This is a genomic window from Bisbaumannia salifodinae, from assembly GCF_055388505.1.
Map to the genome: position 1 here is coordinate 3917541 of NZ_AP043781.1, position 15662 is coordinate 3933202.

Here is a 15662-nt window from a genome sequence, read left to right on the forward strand (position 1 = left end):
TCTGTCAATCGCGTTTTTCGCGAGAGGGTTTCGAAAACCCCAACAGAAACAAGCACTTTTGCCACTCATTGCCGCTGGCCACGATGTCCGTCGCCGGCAGCGGATGCGTACTTTACGGATTTCCCCGGGGCCCTGCAAGGACTTTGTGGCAGAAAGTTTATCCACAACCAAAATCGCCGACTCGTTGTGGACAAGGAAGGTGCCGGAGACGACAACGCCCGCACGAAGGCGGGCGTAATCAGGAGACGGGAGACACAGGTTAACCCACCGGTTTAGCGGGCCTTTTGAGCTTGCGCATCATCGCCAGCACGGGCCCCGAGACCACATAGGCGCCGAACAACAGCAGCAGCATCACCGAAGGCTGCACCGAGATCACCACGAAGGCCAGCACGATGGCCAGCAGTACCACGAAGGGCACCGGCCCCTTGAAATCGAACTCCTTGAAGCTGTAGTAGCGGATATTGCTGACCATCAGCACGCCGGCGGCCCCCACCACCAGCAGCATCAGCAGCTTGAAACCGAAGGCATCGGCGTCGAGGTCATGAAAGGTCCAGACGCTGGCCGCCACCAAGGCGGCTGCCGAGGGACTGGGCAGGCCGATAAACCATTTCTTGTCGACGCTGCCGATCTGCACATTGAAGCGTGCCAGACGCAGGGCGGCGCAGGCCACGTAGAGGAAGGCCACCACCCAGCCGGTCTTGCCGATATCCTGGAGGATCCAGGTAAAGGCCACCAGGGCCGGCGCCACCCCGAAGGAGAGCATATCGGAGAGGCTGTCATACTCCGCCCCGAAGGCGCTCTGGGTGTTGGTCATGCGCGCCACGCGACCATCCAGGCCATCCAGCGCCATGGCGATGAAGATCGCCACCGCCGCCGCGGTGAAGTCGCCGTTGATGCCCGCCACCACGGCGAAGAAGCCAGAGAAGAGCGCCGAAGTGGTAAACAGGTTGGGTAACAAATAGATGCCACGGCGGCGCACCTTCTTTCCATCCTCCACCGCCTCTTCGATGACCTCCGTCTCGCGCAGGAAGGCCGAGGCGATATCCTCCTCGGCATAGTCATCGCGTCGCTGATCGGTGTTGCTGGAATCCTGACTCATAATTCTCGTCCATTACCGGAAAGGGCAGCCGACAGATGACTGGCGACTGCCCCTATTCTACACACCGGCCGGGATCATACGACACGATACCGTCGACTCGATCGACGGAGACGACGAGGGCGCGGCCATGGCCGCGCCCTCGTATTCCAGAACCAGGCGGTGAAGCGCTTAGTTCTTGGACTTGTCCACCAACTGGTTGGCGGCGATCCACGGCATCATGCCGCGCAGCTTGGCACCCACCTGCTCGATGGGATGCTCGGCGTTCAGGCGACGACGTGCGGTCATGGAGGGGTAGTTGGTCTCACCCTCGCTGATGAACATCTTGGCGTACTCGCCGGTCTGGATGCGCTTCAGGGCGTTGCGCATGGCGGCGCGAGATTCGTCGTTGATCACCTCGGGGCCGGTCACGTACTCGCCATACTCCGCGTTGTTGGAGATGGAGTAGTTCATGTTGGCGATGCCGCCCTCGTACATCAGGTCGACGATCAGCTTGAGCTCGTGCAGACACTCGAAGTAGGCCATCTCCGGGGCATAGCCTGCCTCGGTGAGGGTCTCGAAGCCGGCCTTGACCAGCTCCACCGCACCGCCACACAGCACCGCCTGCTCGCCGAACAGGTCGGTCTCGGTCTCGTCCTTGAAGGTGGTCTCGATGATGCCGCTGCGACCACCGCCGACGCCGGCGGCGTAGGAGAGCGCCAGCTCCTTGGCGGAACCGGAGGCGTCCTGGTGGATGGCGATCAGGTCGGGGATACCACCGCCCTTGACGAACTCGGAGCGCACGGTGTGACCCGGGGCCTTGGGCGCGATCATGATCACGTCCAGGTCCTTGCGCGGTTCGATCTGGTTGTAGTGGATATTGAAGCCGTGGGCGAAGGCCAGGGTGGCACCCTGCTTCAGGTTCGGCTCGATCTGGGTCTCGTAGATGGCCTTCTGGTTCTCGTCCGGCGCCAGCAGCATGACCACGTCGGCGGCCTGGCTGGCCTCTTCCACGGTGGCGACCTTGAGGCCGGCGGCCTCGGCCTTGGCGGCGGAGGAGGACCCCGGGCGCAGGGCCACGGTGACGTCGACGCCGGACTCTTTCAGGTTGTTGGCGTGGGCATGGCCCTGGGAGCCGTAACCGATGATGGCGACCTTCTTGGCCTGGATCAGCGAGAGATCGCAATCTTTATCGTAATAAACGCGCATGGTGCACTCCTGGAGTCGTTGACCGTTGTGGTATCAGCGTCGATGGCCACCCGCGCCGTCTAACGCGGCGCTGGGATTGCGGCGTCGGGTCTCGTGCCCGATCGATGACTTGACTCTACGCCGCGCATCTCATTGCGTAAAACGCTATATTTGCAATACAACGAACCGAAATGTGAAACACACCATGGATATGCGCCCCCTGAAGCAATTCCTGGCCCTCGCCGAGAACCTCCACTTCGGCCGCGCCAGCGACGCCTGCCATGTCAGCCCCTCGACCCTGAGCCGTACCATTCGCCAGTTGGAGGAGAGCCTGGGGGTGGCGCTCTTCGAGCGGGATAACCGCCACGTGGCCCTGACGCCCCAGGGGCTGCGCTTCCAGGCCTACGCCAGGGAGGCCCTAGAGCAGTGGGAGCTGGTGCGCCACGAGCTGATGGAGCAGAGCCAGGCCTTGCAGGGGGAGATCAGCGTCTACTGCTCGGTAACCGCCAGCTACAGCTTCCTCTACGAGCTGCTCAGCGAGTTTCGCCGCCACCACCCACGCATCGAACTCAAGCTGCATACCGGCGACCCGGCGGAGGCCATGAGTCGGGTGCTGGCCGGCGAGGAGGACATGGCCATCACCCCACGCCACCGCACGCCCCCCGAGGCCCTGGCCTTCAAGTCGCTGACCCGCTCGCCGCTGGTGTTTATCGCCCCCCGGGACACCCCGGCGTGGCTGCCGACCACGCCCGAGATACCCGAGGCCCGGGCCTGGGCCGAGGTGCCGATGATCCTCTCCGAGTCGGGACTCTCCCGGGAGTATGCCGACACCTGGTTCAAGGCACTCGGCATCACCCCGCGCATCTATGCCCAGGTGGCCGGCCACGAGGCGATCGTCAGCATGGTGGGCCTGGGCTTCGGCATCGGCGTGGTGCCGCAGATCGTGCTGGACAACAGCCCGTTGCGGGCGCGGGTGCGGCCGCTCGCGGTCAAGCCGGAGCTGCCCCACTACGATGTGGGCCTGTGCGTGCTGCATCGGCGCCTGCGGAGCCCCCTGCTAAGGGCGCTCTGGCAGCAGGTGGCGGCCCGCTAAACGCAAGCGCCGCCCCGAGGGGCGGCGCTTGTGTCTCAACGATGAGTAGATTTACGTCACGAGCGAAGATAGGTCGGCTGCCGCCGGAGCACAGCAACCGGAGTTGACTGGCTGCTCAATGAGGATTGCGAGCACCGCCGGCGGCCGAGATATCGAGCGCAGTAGTAAATCAGAGGGACAATACCTTGTCGCCGCGGGCTATTCCCGACACCCCGGTGCGCGCCACCTCGAGGATGCCGATGGGCGCCATGGCCTGCAGGAAGGCGTCCAGCTTGCCGGCATCGCCGGTGATCTGCACCGTGTAGAGGCTGGCGGTCACGTCGACGATCTGCGCGCGGAAGATATCCGCGGTGCGCTTCACCTCGTCGCGGGCGGCCCCCAGGGCCTTGACCTTGACCAGCATCAGCTCGCGCTCGATATGGTTGCCTTCGGTGAGGTCCACCAGCTTGACCACGTCGATCAGCTTATTGAGGTGCTTGGTGATCTGTTCGATCACCCGGTCGTCACCCACGGTGGTCACGGTCAGCCGCGACAGGGACGGATCCTCGGTGGGCGCCACGTTCAGCGTCTCGATATTGTAGTTACGCTGGGCGAAGAGCCCCACCACGCGAGACAGGGCGCCGGGTTCGTTTTCCATCAGGATCGAGATGATATGGCGCATCAGGTTCGCTCCGTCTTCGAAAGCAGCATGTCGCGCATGGAGCCCAGGGGCACCTGCATCGGATAGACGTGTTCACGGGGGTCCACCTGGACATCGAGGAACACCAGCTCGTGCTTGTCGGCGAAGGTACGCTCCAGCGCCGGCTCGAGCTCGTCCAGGGTCTCCACCCGCAGCGCCGTGAAACCATAGGCCTCGATCAGCTTCTGGAAGTCGGGCAGCGACTCCATATAGGAGTGGGCGTGGCGGGACTTGTAGTTGAGGTCCTGCCACTGGCGCACCATGCCCAGGGAGGCATTGTTCAGGTTGACGATCTTCACCCCCACCCCGTACTGCTTACAGGTGGAGAGCTCCTGCATCATCATCTGGAAGCTGCCTTCCCCGGTAACGCAGATCACCTGATCCTCGGGGAAGTTCTGCTTGATGCCCATGGCCGCCGGGAAGCCGAAGCCCATGGTGCCGAGGCCACCGGAGGTGATGAAACGGTTGGGCTTGTCGAACTTGTAGTACTGGGCCGCGAACATCTGATGCTGGCCCACGTCGGTGGTGACGAAGGCCTCGCCGCGGGTGACCCGGCACATCGCCTCGATCACCGCCTGGGGCTTGATCTTCTCGCCGGGCGCCGAGGGCTCGTAGAGCTTGCCGGTGCGCTCCTCGCGCCAGCCGTCGATCTTCTGCCACCACTCGGAGAGGGCCTCGGGGTGACCGATCTCCTTGCCCTGCACCAGGCTGATCATCTCGTTGATCACGCTGCCCGCCGGGCCGACGATGGGCACGTCGGCACGCACCGTCTTGGAGACCGAGCTGGGGTCGATATCCACGTGGATGATCTTGGCGGTGGGACAGAACTTGGAGGTGTTGTTGGTCACCCGGTCATCGAAGCGTGCGCCGATGGCGATGATCAGGTCGGCATGGTGCATGGCCATGTTCGACTCATAGGAGCCGTGCATGCCCAGCCAGCCCAGGCACTGACGATCGCTCTGCGGGTAGGCGCCGATGCCCATCAGGGTGGTGGTGATGGGGTAGCCCAGGCGCCGCACCAGGTCGGTGAGGGCCTCGCTGGCCCCGCCGCTGACCACGCCGCCGCCGGTATAGAAGACCGGGCGCTTGGCCTTGAGCATCAGCTCCACGGCCTTCTTGATCTGGCCGGTATGGCCGCGGGTCACCGGATTGTAGGAGCGCAGCTTGACCTTCTTCGGATAGACGTACTCGTAGCGCTCGGTGGGCGAGGCCATATCCTTGGGGATATCCACCACCACCGGGCCGGGGCGACCGGTAGCCGCCAGGTAGAAGGCCTTCTTCAGCACCTCGGGAATCTCGCTGGGGTGCTTGATGGAGAAGCTGTGCTTCACGATGGGGCGGGTCACCCCGATGATATCGGTCTCCTGGAAGGCGTCATCGCCGATCAGGTGACTCATGACCTGGCCACAGATCACCACCATGGGAATCGAGTCCATATAAGCGGTGGCGATACCGGTCACGGCATTGGTGGCGCCGGGGCCCGAGGTGACCAGTACCACGCCGGGCTTGCCGGAGGCCCGGGCATAGCCGTCGGCGGCATGGGTGGCGGCCTGTTCGTGCCGCACCAGGATGTGCTTGACCTTGTCCTGGCGGAAGAGAGCGTCATAGATATGCAACGCCGCCCCGCCCGGATAGCCATAGATGTATTCGACGCCCTCATCCTGGAGGAAGCGGGCGATCATATCGGCGCCGGAAAGCAGTTCCACTGTGTTTCTCCCCTGGAGGTCTCGAGTGCGAGTCCCCACCGCATCAGGCGGTGGTGGAGTTCGAGTGCGGCGGTACGCCGCTGCCGGCATTAGCCGGCACCTGATGCCAAACCCTGGCTGATGGGGCCCGGTTAGGGCCTGCACTCTCATCGCGGCGGTTCGCCGCGTCGGGGCATTGGCCAGGCCAGGCGGATAGCCCGAACCCGGAAGTCCTTCGGCGGGTAGAGGCCCTGCGGCCTACCCTTCACGCGGTATCTGGGGGTCGCCCAGCGGAGTCCGCGCCCGCGATCAGGAACCGTCAAGATTCCAATAGCGTCGCGAGGCTGTCAACCGCCAAGGGGCCTCGGGTAGCCCAAACAGGCCGATTCGGCAAGAATTTCCACCGCATGTGTCCCCAAAAGGGCGCGGGCCCACCCCGAAGGGTGGGCCCGCGACACTCGCCGGGCACCTCGGCGTTTACTTATGGAACACCAGATGCCCCTCCTCGGCCTCCACATGAATGGTATCGCCGGGCAGGTAGTGCCCCGCCAGCAGGTCCTGGGCCAGGGGGTTCTCGATACGGCTCTGGATGGCACGCTTCAGCGGCCGCGCCCCGAACACCGGATCGAAGCCCACCACGGCGAGCTGGGCAAGGGCCTCGTCGCTGACCTCCAGGGCCAGGTCGTGCTCGGCCAGGCGTTGCCGCAGGCGGTCGAGCTGGATGCCGGCGATGGCCTGGATCTGCTCCTGCCCCAGGGCGTGGAAGACCACCACTTCATCGATGCGGTTGATCAGCTCGGGACGGAAGTGGTTGCCCACCACCTCCATCACCGCGCTCTTCATCTCCTCATAGTGAGCGTCGTCACCGCCCAGGCGCTGGATCACGTCGGAGCCCATGTTGGAGGTCATCACGATCACGGTGTTGCGGAAGTCCACGGTGCGCCCCTGGCCGTCGGTGAGGCGGCCATCCTCCAGCACCTGCAGGAGGATATTGAAGACGTCCGGGTGAGCCTTCTCCACCTCGTCGAGCAGCAGCACCGAGTAGGGCTTGCGACGCACCGCCTCGGTCAGGTAGCCGCCCTCCTCGTAGCCCACGTAGCCGGGAGGCGCGCCGATCAGCCGCGCCACCGAGTGCTTCTCCATGAATTCCGACATGTCGATGCGCACCATGGCCTCCTCGGTATCGAAGAGGAAGTTGGCCAGCGACTTGCAGAGTTCGGTCTTGCCCACCCCGGTGGGGCCGAGGAACAGGAAGGAGCCATTGGGGCGGTTGGGGTCGGCGAGCCCGGCCCGGGAGCGGCGCACCGCATTGGCCACCGCCTTGACCGCCTCGTCCTGGCCGATCACCCGCTCGTGGAGCGCCTCCTCCATGCGCAGTAGCTTGTCGCGCTCGCCCTCGAGCATCTTGGCCACCGGGATGCCGGTCCAGCGGGAGACCACCTCGGCGATCTCCTCCTCGGTGACATTGGAGCGCAGCAGCTGGTGCTTGGCGGTGTCCGCCTCGCCCTCGCCGGCCTCCTGGATCTTGCGCTCCAGTTCAGGGATCACCCCGTACTGCAGCTCCGACATGCGCCCCAGGTCGCCCTGGCGACGCGCCTGCTCCAGCTCCACCCGGGCCCGCTCGAGCTCGTCCTTGAACTGGGCGGCGCCCTGGATGCTGGCCTTCTCGGCCTTCCAGATCTCCTCCAGGTCGGCATACTCCCGGGCCAGCGCCTCGATCTGCTCCTCCAGGGTCTCGAGACGCTTCTTGGAGGCCTCGTCGGTCTCCTTCTTGAGGTGCTCGCGCTCCATCTTCAGTTGGATCAGGCGGCGATCCAGGCGATCCATCTCCTCGGGCTTGGAGTCGAGCTCCATGCGGATCCGCGAGGAGGCCTCGTCGATCAGGTCGATGGCCTTGTCGGGCAGCTGACGGTCGGTGATATAGCGACTGGAGAGCTTGGCCGCGGCGATGATGGCGCCGTCGGTGATATCGACCCCGTGGTGGACCTCGTAGCGCTCCTTGAGGCCGCGCAGGATGGCGATGGTGTCCTCCTCGCTGGGCTCGTCCACCAGCACCTTCTGGAAGCGCCGCTCCAGGGCCGCGTCCTTCTCGATGTACTGGCGATACTCGTCCAGGGTGGTGGCGCCCACGCAGTGCAGCTCGCCGCGGGCCAGGGCCGGCTTGAGCATATTGCCGGCGTCCATGGCGCCCTCGGCCTTGCCGGCGCCAACCATGGTGTGCAGCTCGTCGATGAACAGGATCACCCGGCCCTCTTCCTGGGACAACTCCTTGAGCACCGCCTTGAGGCGCTCCTCGAACTCGCCGCGGAACTTGGCCCCGGCCAGCAGCGAGCCCATGTCCAGGGACAGCACCCGCTTGTCCTTGAGCCCCTCCGGCACCTCGCCATTGACGATGCGGCTGGCCAGCCCTTCGACGATGGCGGTCTTGCCGACGCCGGGCTCGCCGATCAGCACCGGGTTGTTCTTGGTGCGCCGCTGCAGCACCTGGATGGTACGGCGGATCTCGTCGTCGCGACCGATCACCGGGTCGAGCTTGCCGCTGGCCGCCCACTCGGTGAGGTCCAGGGTGTACTTGTCCAGCGCCTCGCGGCTCTCCTCGGCGTTGGCGTCGCTGACCCGTTCGCCGCCGCGCAGGCTATCGATGGCCGCGTTCAGGGCCTTGGCCTCGAGGCCGCCCCGGGCCAGCAGCTTGCTGACCGCATGATTCATCTCCAGGGCGGCCAGCAGCACCAGCTCGCTGGCAATAAACTGATCGCCGCGCTTCTGGGCCTCCCGGTCGACCAGGTTAAACAGCCGCACCAGGTCCCGGGAGGGCTGCACCTCACCGTCGAACTGGCCGACCCGGGGCAGATCCTCCAGGTACTGTTTCAGGTCGCCGCGCAGCCTGGCGGCGTCACCGCCGGCCTTCTGCACCAGCGCCTTGATACCAGTGTCCTGGGCCTCCAGCAGCGCCATCAGCAGGTGGCCGGGATCGATCTGGTTATGGCCGTGCCCCACCGCCAGGGACTGGGCCTCGGCAATGGCGTTCTGCAGCTTGCTGGTGAATTTCTCGAAGCGCATCGCTCTCCTCCTACGGGGTAGCGATACGCTCGGACGCACCGCCTGACCCTTGATCATGTCTTGACCTTATCAATGGAGGTAGGGTAGGCGGCTTTCAAGAGGCGTGGGGGGATAACCCGGGGTGGGTTGATCTATATCAAGGAGCAAGGAGCAAGGAGCAAGGAGCAAGGAGCAAGGAGCAAGGCAATATGCGCCCGACCCCGCGGGCGACAAGGGGAGCCTTGTGGCTTGCTCCTTAGGCTTGTCGCTCACGGGTTTCCTGGCGACTTGCCGCTTGAAGCTCGGCGCTAGCGCGTTAGCGCAGCCAGATCACGCTGGCCATGCGGCCGGTCTGGCCGTCATCGCGGCGGTGGGAGTAGAAGCGCGGCTCGCAGGCGGTGCAGAAGTGGCCACCGCTGATCTGACCGATGCCCAGGCGCTCCAGGCGCAACCGCGCCAGGCGGTAGATATCCGCCATATAGTGGCCCAGGCGATAGGGGCTGGGCTCGAAGGCCTCGGCGGCCTCGGGCTGGAAGGCGACGAAGGCCTCGAAGACCTCGGGCCCCACCTCGAACTGCGCCTTGGAGATGGCCGGCCCCAGCCACGCCATCAGTTCCTCCGGCTCGCAGCGCAGGGACGCCACCGTGGCCTCCAGCACGCCGCCGGCCAGGCCCCGCCAGCCGGCATGGGCCAGGCCTACCCGGGTACCGCGGCGATCGCAGAAGAACACCGGCAGGCAGTCGGCGGTCTGCACCACGCAGGCATAGCGCTGGTCCAGGGCCACGGCGGCATCCGCCTGGGGGATATCCGCCACATAGCCCAGTTGCACCTTGGCGCCATGCACCTGATCGAGCCATAGCAGGGGGCGGTCATCATCCAGTTCGGCGCGCAGCAGTTCCCGGCAGCGTTCCACCATGGCGGGCTCATCGCCCACATGGCGAGCGGTATTGAAGGCCGCGAAGGGGCCCTGGCTGGGGCCGGTCTCGCGGGTGGTCACGAAGGCCCCCACGGTGCTGGGCGCCGGCCAGTCCGGCAGCAGCAGGGTGGGCTGCAGGGCCTCGTCGTAGGCGTCGTTCATCACGGCCCCTCGCTGTCGTCGCGCAGGTAATCGAGCAGCGCCAGCATATCGTCCGGCAAGGGCGCCCGAAAGGTCATCGTTTCACCGCTGACGGGATGCACGAAGGCCAGCTTGCGGGCATGCAGCGCCTGGCGGGGGAAGAGGCGCAGCAGCTCCTTGAGCTCATCCGAGGCCCCCGGCGGCAGCTTGAGGCGCCCGCCATAGACGGGGTCCCCCACCAGGGGGAAACGCAGGTGCGCCAGGTGCACGCGGATCTGGTGGGTGCGCCCGGTCTCCAGGCGGCAACGCACATGGGTATGACCCCGAAAACGATCCACCACCCGGTAGTGAGTGACCGCCGGCTTGCCACCGGCGACCACCGCCTGGCGTTTGCGATCCTTGGGATGGCGGCCGATGGGGGCATCCACCTTGCCACCGGCGGTCATTACCCCGGAGACCACGGCGTCATACTCCCGGGAGACGCTGCGTGCCTGGAGCTGCTCCACCAGGGCCGCCTGGGCGCTCAAGGTCTTGGCCACCACCATCAGGCCGGTGGTGTCCTTGTCGAGGCGATGCACGATGCCGGCCCGGGGCACCTGGGAGAGGCTCGGGCAGTGGTGAAGCAAGGCATTGAGCAGGGTGCCATCGGGGTTACCCGCCGCCGGATGCACCACCAGGTCGGCGGGCTTGTCGATCACCAGTACCGCCTCGTCCTCGTGGACGATCTCCAGGTCGATGGCCTGGGCCTGGTGCTGGGCGGTCTGCTCTTCCAGCTCGGCCTCCAGGCGCAGCGTCTCGCCGCCATAGACCTTGGCCTTGGGCCGGGCAGGCGCGCCGTCCAGGGTCAGGGCCCCCTGCAGGATCCACTGCTTGAGGCGCTCCCGGGAGAAGTCGCCGAACAGTTCCGCCGCCACCTGATCCAGGCGCTGGCCGGCCTGGGCGTCGAGCACGCGGGCTTCACGATTGAGAGTCTCGGGCATGGGTCTGGCGTTGGCCTCTGCTAACACCCGGTTTCCCCGCTAGGGCCTGGGTGTTTTATAGTGGGTGCTTTATAGTGGGGCGATTCTACCACGGCCCCCGGGTTGTTTGATGCGAGGATGATAATGCGCGTTTCTACCAGCGGCACCCGGCTCGGTGCCTTCGCCCTGGCCGCCCTGCTGCTCGCCGGCTGTGCCTCCACCAGCGAGAGCGTTCCCGAACTCGAGGAGCAGGCGCTCTACGAGCAGGCACGCGGCTCCCTGGAGCGCGGCCACTACACCAGCGCCCTGAACGAGCTGGAGGCACTGGATACCCGCTTCCCCTTCGGCGACTATGCCGAGCAGACCCAGCTCGATCTGATCTACACCTACTACCAGACCGATAACTGGGAGGCGACCCGGGCCGCGGCGAACCGTTTCATTCGCCTGAACCCCAGTCACCCCCAGGCCGACTACGCCCTCTATATGCGCGGCCTGGCCTCCTGGCAGGCGGGGCGCTTCAGCCTCGAGCGGCTGCGCCTGATCGATATCTCCAAGCGCGACCTGGGCGCCAGCCGCGATGCCTACACCGACTTTCGCGCCCTGGTGGAGCGCTACCCGGACAGCGAGTACGCCCCGGACGCCCGCCAGCGCATCGTCTACCTGCGCAACCTGCTGGCCCAGCATGAGCTGCACGTGGCCGATTTCTACCTGCGCCGCGGTGCCTACCTGGCCGCCGTGGAGCGCGGCCGCTGGGTGGTCGAGAACTACCCGGAGACCCCCGCCACCCGGGATGCCCTGGCGGTGATGGTGGAAGGCTATATGGGCCTGGAGATGAATGACCGGGCCCGGGAGGTGCTGCGCACCCTGATCGACAATGCCCCCGACCATGAGCGGTTGCAGGGGCGCAGCTTCCGTCCCAAGCATGTCGAGGCGCCGGCGATCTCGGCCTGAGCCAGCGCCCGATATCCGGTAACAGGCACTCAGCAAGACGCCACCCCGAGGGGTGGCGTCTTGCGTTGGGCGCTCCGGCGTCGGCGTTATCTGCCTAGTCGCCGGGCTGCCAGCCATTGACGATGGGATAGCGGCGATCGCGGCCGAAGCCTCGTGGCGTCACCCGCACCCCCACCGGGGCCTGGCGCCGCTTGTACTCGCAGCGGTCCACCAGGCGCACCACCCGATAGACGTCGTCCCGCGCGAAGCCGGCGGCGATGATCGCCTCGGCGCTCATGTCCCCCTCGATATAGCGCACCAGGATGGCATCCAGGGTGTCGTAGTCGGGCAGGGAGTCGCTGTCCTGCTGATCCGGCGCCAGCTCCGCGGACGGCGGGCGCTCGATGACCCGCTCGGGAATCGCCGGCTCCTGGGCGTTGCGCCAGCGGGCCAGGCGGTAGACCCAGGTCTTGTAGACATCCTTCAGGGCGTTGTAGCCCCCCACCATATCGCCGTAGAGGGTGGCATAACCCACCGCCATCTCGCTCTTGTTGCCGGTGGTCAGTACCATCAGCCCCTTCTTGTTGGAGATCGCCATCAGCAGCACGCCGCGGATACGCGACTGGAGGTTCTCCTCGGTGGTGTCCCGCTCGGTGCCGGAGAAGCTGTCCGCCAGGGTGGCGGTGAAGGCCTCCACCATGGGGGCGATGGGCAGCACCTCGTAGTGGACCCCCAGCAGCTTCGCCTGTGCGGCGGCGTCCTCCTGGGAGATCTCGGCGGTATAGTGATAGGGCATCATCACCGCCTGGACCCGCTCGGGTCCCAGGGCGTCCACGGCGATGGCCAGCGACAGCGCCGAATCGATACCCCCGGAGAGGCCCAGCACCACGCCCTGGAAGCCGCTCTTGTTGACGTAGTCACGCAACCCGGTGACCAGGGCGCAGTAGAGGTTCTCCTCGGGGTCGGGCACCTCTACGCACTCGCCGGTCTGGGGCACCCAGAGGCCGTCGATATTGACGAACTGCACCGGCATCAACCCCACCTCCCAGTGGGGGGCCTGGACCCGCAGCTCCCCCTCGGCGTCGACGCAGGCCGAGCCGCCATCGAAGACCAGCTCGTCCTGGCCACCGATCATGTTGGCATAGACCAGGGGGCGACGCGCCTCGGCGGCCCGCGCCTTGAGCAGCGCCAGGCGCTCGGCGGGCTTGTCATGGTGGAAGGGCGAGGCGTTGAGGCTGATCAGGATATCCGCCCCGGCATCCCGGGCCTGGAGCACCGGAGTCTCGGCCCACAGGTCCTCGCAGATCAGGATGCCCAGGCGCACGCCGAGATGGTCGATCACCAAGGGGGCATGGCCCGCCTCGAAGTAGCGCTGTTCGTCGAAGACCTGATAGTTGGGCAGGCTCTGCTTGGCATACTCGTCGAGCCATTCACCGTTGTAGAGCAGGCCGGCCAGATTGTAGCGCTTGCCTTCGCGGATCCCCGGGTAGCCGACGATCACCAGCACCCCGGAGGCCACCTTCTCGGCCATTCGCGACCGCGCATGACGCAGCCGGGTCTCCAGGGAGGGGCGCAGCAGCAGGTCCTCCGGCGGGTAGCCGGTCAGGCACAGCTCCGGCAACACCACGATATCGGCCCCATGCTCGATACGGGCCTCCCGCACCGCCTCGATGGCGCGCTCGGTATTGCCGGGAATATCGCCGACCAGGGGGTCGAGTTGGGCCATCACCAGCGTCAGGTCTTGCATGGTCGTGGAAATCTCTCGAAACTCTCGGGTAACCCACATTGTCCCGCATGGCCGCTCAGGTAGCAAAGCCAAGCCGCCCGACCAGGGAGCCACCCCAGGATGAATCTCTTGCTGATACGCCTGATCATCTTCGCCCTTCTCTTCTTCGCCGGCCTCAAGCTCTATCGCATGTATCGGGAGTGGAAACTCGACCGGGAGGAGCTATTGGAGGGCGACGACCAGGCCGCCGCCGAGGGGCATATGGTGCGCTGCCGCTACTGCCAAGTGCATCTGCCGGAGGCCGACGCCCTGCGCGAGCGGGGCGACTGGTTCTGCTGCAGCGCCCACCGCGACAAGTACCTGGAAGAGCAGAAGAGCGAGTAGCGGCCAAGCGGCCAAGCGGCCAAGCCGAACCTACTCCCGGGGCGTGCTTAGGGCATAGGGAGCCGGGTCGAGGATCGGCTCGCGGCCCAGCAGGCCATCCACCAACAGGCGGGTCGAGGCCGGGGCCAACACCAGGCCATTGCGGTAGTGCCCTGCGTTGACGTGCAGGTTGGCGAAGCCGGGCACGGCACCGATAAAGGGCACCCCATCCGGGGAACCGGGGCGCAGCCCCGCCCAATGGTGCTCCACCTCGCACTGGGCCAGGGCCGGCACGATGGCGGTGGCACTCTCCCATAGCGAGGCCCTGGCCACCTCGGTGGTGGCCTTGTCGAAGCCCACCTCCTCCAGGGTCGAGCCCGCCAGCACCCGGCCATCGGCGCGGGGAATCACATAACGCCCGTCCATCAGCACCACCCGCCTGACCAGCTCAGGCGGCGCCCGGAAGAGGATCATCTGGCCGCGCACCGGGCGCACCGCCAGTTCCACCCCCACCCCGGCCAGCAGCTCCGCGGCCCAGGCCCCGCCGCAGACGACCACCTGATCGCCGGCAATGGGGCCGGTGGCGGTCTCTACCGCCGTGATTCGTCCCCCTTCGGCGCGCAGCCCCGTCACCTCGGTCTGCTCGCGTAGCCGCACCCGCGGCATGGCCGCCAGCCGCGCCCGCAGGGCACGCACCAGGCGTGGATTGCGGATGCTGCCCAGGGTCGGCATCCACAGGGCACCATCGCAGCCGGGGGCCGCCGCCGGTTCCTTGTCATAGAGGAAGGTGCCATCCACCCGCTCCAGGGGCTTGCCGACCTCCCGGGCCCAGGCCAGGGCCCGGGCCTCGTCGTCGACCCTCAGGTAGAGCAGGCCCTTCTGGCGGTACTCGGGGTCGATCCCGGTCTCCTCCAGCAGGCGCAGGGCCAACTCCGGGTAGTAGCCCTCGGACCAGCTCGAGAGCCGTGAGATGGGCGGGGTGTAGCGCCAGGGGTAGAGGGGCGAGACGATCCCGCCCCCGGCCCAGGAGGACTCACGCCCACAGGCATGACGCTCCACCAGGGTCACCTCATGGCCGGCATCGGCCAGTTGCAGGGCGCTCATCATGCCGATGACGCCCCCTCCCACGATTACGAAATCACTCACGGCAGTTTTCCGTTCCGGCTGACAGGCAGGATCGCGGCGCGAACTAGGGTTAATGAATCACCCCTGATTAAGGAGCGATCCGGGAGGGCGAGATGCGCCCCGAGATCCAGGATGTTGTATACAGTACCGGCAAGGCCCCCTGGCAGGCAAAGGGGCTGACCCTGATCGAGCTGCTGGTGGCCATCGTGATCGTCGCCATCCTGGCCACCTGGGCCCTGCCCAACTACCAGCGCTTCAGCGCCCGCAACGAGGTGGTAGCCGAGGTACTACGCCTCAAGACCGCCCTGGCCCAGGCCCGTAATACCGCCGTGACCCGCCGCACCACCATCACCGTCTGCCCCAGCCGGGATCGCCTGAGCTGCGACGGCGCCGACTGGGCGGCGCCCCTGGTGATCGTCGAGGGCGGCGCCGACGGGGGCGACCTGAGCGACGCCCCCCTGCTGAAGGAGCTGCCCCCGGGGCGTGGCACCCAAGTCAGCTTCCGCCAGGACCTGCGCCCGGTACGCTATACCGCCCTGGGACGCTCCGCGGGGCATAACGGCACCTTCCGTATCTGCGGCCGCCTAGGCACCGGCGCCCAGGTCATCCTCAGCAACCTGGGGCGGGTTCGGGTGGTCTCCGAGCCGGATTGCTGAGCCAGCATCCGTCCGACGACGGGCGGCCCTCGCCGTCTTTTCCGGTAAAGCCTAGGCCATAAACGACAACGCCCCCGCGGATGCGGG

At 66.4% G+C, this 15662-nt stretch carries 13 protein-coding genes; 4 read left to right on the forward strand and 9 right to left on the reverse strand.

The window, feature by feature from the left end:
- Positions 1-259: 259 nt before the first annotated feature.
- Together pssA and ilvC are read right to left on the reverse strand one after the other, a co-directional pair.
- Positions 260-1099, reverse strand: coding sequence for a CDP-diacylglycerol--serine O-phosphatidyltransferase (pssA, locus tag ACZ5EF_RS18305; protein ID WP_346061131.1), 840 nt, complete (start codon positions 1097-1099; stop codon positions 260-262).
- A gap of 168 nt (positions 1100-1267) precedes the next feature.
- The gene (gene ilvC / locus ACZ5EF_RS18310; RefSeq protein WP_346061130.1) at positions 1268-2284 is read right to left on the reverse strand and encodes a ketol-acid reductoisomerase; all 1017 of its coding nucleotides are present in this window, start codon (positions 2282-2284) and stop codon (positions 1268-1270) included.
- Positions 2285-2468: 184 nt separating this feature from the next.
- On the opposite strand from ilvC, the gene ilvY reads away from it, so the two are divergent.
- Complete coding sequence (ilvY, locus tag ACZ5EF_RS18315; protein WP_346061129.1) at positions 2469-3356, forward strand: HTH-type transcriptional activator IlvY; 888 nt, start codon at positions 2469-2471, stop codon at positions 3354-3356.
- Positions 3357-3525: 169 nt separating this feature from the next.
- On the opposite strand, the gene ilvN is transcribed toward ilvY, so the two are convergent.
- From ilvN to rluD, 5 genes are all read right to left on the reverse strand, one after another.
- On the reverse strand, positions 3526-4017 hold the full coding sequence (gene ilvN, locus ACZ5EF_RS18320; RefSeq protein ID WP_146801801.1) for an acetolactate synthase small subunit: 492 nt from the start codon (positions 4015-4017) through the stop codon (positions 3526-3528).
- Entirely contained in the window at positions 4017-5741 is a 1725-nt protein-coding gene (locus tag ACZ5EF_RS18325; protein WP_346061128.1) for an acetolactate synthase 3 large subunit, read from the reverse strand. Before ACZ5EF_RS18325 ends, ilvN begins: the two co-directional genes overlap by 1 nt.
- A gap of 456 nt (positions 5742-6197) precedes the next feature.
- Positions 6198-8780, reverse strand: a complete 2583-nt coding sequence (gene clpB, locus ACZ5EF_RS18330; protein ID WP_346061127.1) for an ATP-dependent chaperone ClpB — start codon at positions 8778-8780, stop codon at positions 6198-6200.
- Between the two features lie 295 nt (positions 8781-9075).
- Positions 9076-9837 (reverse strand): peptidoglycan editing factor PgeF, encoded by a 762-nt coding sequence (gene pgeF / locus ACZ5EF_RS18335; protein WP_346061126.1) that lies wholly within the window; start codon positions 9835-9837, stop codon positions 9076-9078.
- Positions 9837-10796 (reverse strand): 23S rRNA pseudouridine(1911/1915/1917) synthase RluD, encoded by a 960-nt coding sequence (rluD, locus tag ACZ5EF_RS18340; RefSeq protein WP_346061125.1) that lies wholly within the window; start codon positions 10794-10796, stop codon positions 9837-9839. The genes pgeF and rluD overlap by 1 nt, the downstream gene beginning before the upstream one ends.
- Positions 10797-10919: 123 nt before the next feature.
- Here rluD and ACZ5EF_RS18345 point away from each other — a divergent pair, with 123 nt between their 5' ends.
- Complete coding sequence (locus ACZ5EF_RS18345) at positions 10920-11726, forward strand: outer membrane protein assembly factor BamD (protein WP_346061124.1); 807 nt, start codon at positions 10920-10922, stop codon at positions 11724-11726.
- Positions 11727-11820: 94 nt separating this feature from the next.
- Here the strand turns inward: ACZ5EF_RS18345 and ACZ5EF_RS18350 are convergent, their stop codons facing one another.
- Complete coding sequence (locus ACZ5EF_RS18350) at positions 11821-13452, reverse strand: NAD+ synthase (protein WP_346061123.1); 1632 nt, start codon at positions 13450-13452, stop codon at positions 11821-11823.
- A 99-nt stretch (positions 13453-13551) separates the two neighbouring features.
- Here ACZ5EF_RS18350 and ACZ5EF_RS18355 point away from each other — a divergent pair, with 99 nt between their 5' ends.
- A complete protein-coding gene (locus tag ACZ5EF_RS18355; RefSeq protein WP_346061122.1) occupies positions 13552-13815 on the forward strand; it encodes a PP0621 family protein in 264 nt (87 codons plus the stop codon).
- Between the two features lie 30 nt (positions 13816-13845).
- Here ACZ5EF_RS18355 and thiO read toward each other — a convergent pair whose 3' ends face one another.
- Positions 13846-14940, reverse strand: coding sequence for a glycine oxidase ThiO (gene thiO, locus ACZ5EF_RS18360; protein WP_346061121.1), 1095 nt, complete (start codon positions 14938-14940; stop codon positions 13846-13848).
- A 92-nt stretch (positions 14941-15032) separates the two neighbouring features.
- Here thiO and ACZ5EF_RS18365 point away from each other — a divergent pair, with 92 nt between their 5' ends.
- A complete protein-coding gene (locus ACZ5EF_RS18365) occupies positions 15033-15575 on the forward strand; it encodes a GspH/FimT family pseudopilin (protein WP_346061120.1) in 543 nt (180 codons plus the stop codon).
- Positions 15576-15662 lie beyond the last annotated feature (87 nt).

Excerpts from the sequence above, each read along its gene's own strand:
- pssA (WP_346061131.1), bottom strand. The coding sequence starts at position 1,099 with ATGAGTCAGGATTCCAGCAACACCGATCAGCGACGCGATGACTATGCC.
- ilvC (WP_346061130.1), bottom strand. The coding sequence starts at position 2,284 with ATGCGCGTTTATTACGATAAAGATTGCGATCTCTCGCTGATCCAGGCC.
- ilvY (WP_346061129.1), top strand. The coding sequence starts at position 2,469 with ATGGATATGCGCCCCCTGAAGCAATTCCTGGCCCTCGCCGAGAACCTC.
- ilvN (WP_146801801.1), bottom strand. The coding sequence starts at position 4,017 with ATGCGCCATATCATCTCGATCCTGATGGAAAACGAACCCGGCGCCCTG.
- clpB (WP_346061127.1), bottom strand. The coding sequence starts at position 8,780 with ATGCGCTTCGAGAAATTCACCAGCAAGCTGCAGAACGCCATTGCCGAG.
- pgeF (WP_346061126.1), bottom strand. The coding sequence starts at position 9,837 with ATGAACGACGCCTACGACGAGGCCCTGCAGCCCACCCTGCTGCTGCCG.
- rluD (WP_346061125.1), bottom strand. The coding sequence starts at position 10,796 with ATGCCCGAGACTCTCAATCGTGAAGCCCGCGTGCTCGACGCCCAGGCC.
- ACZ5EF_RS18345 (WP_346061124.1), top strand. The coding sequence starts at position 10,920 with ATGCGCGTTTCTACCAGCGGCACCCGGCTCGGTGCCTTCGCCCTGGCC.
- ACZ5EF_RS18350 (WP_346061123.1), bottom strand. The coding sequence starts at position 13,452 with ATGCAAGACCTGACGCTGGTGATGGCCCAACTCGACCCCCTGGTCGGC.
- ACZ5EF_RS18355 (WP_346061122.1), top strand. The coding sequence starts at position 13,552 with ATGAATCTCTTGCTGATACGCCTGATCATCTTCGCCCTTCTCTTCTTC.
- ACZ5EF_RS18365 (WP_346061120.1), top strand. The coding sequence starts at position 15,033 with ATGCGCCCCGAGATCCAGGATGTTGTATACAGTACCGGCAAGGCCCCC.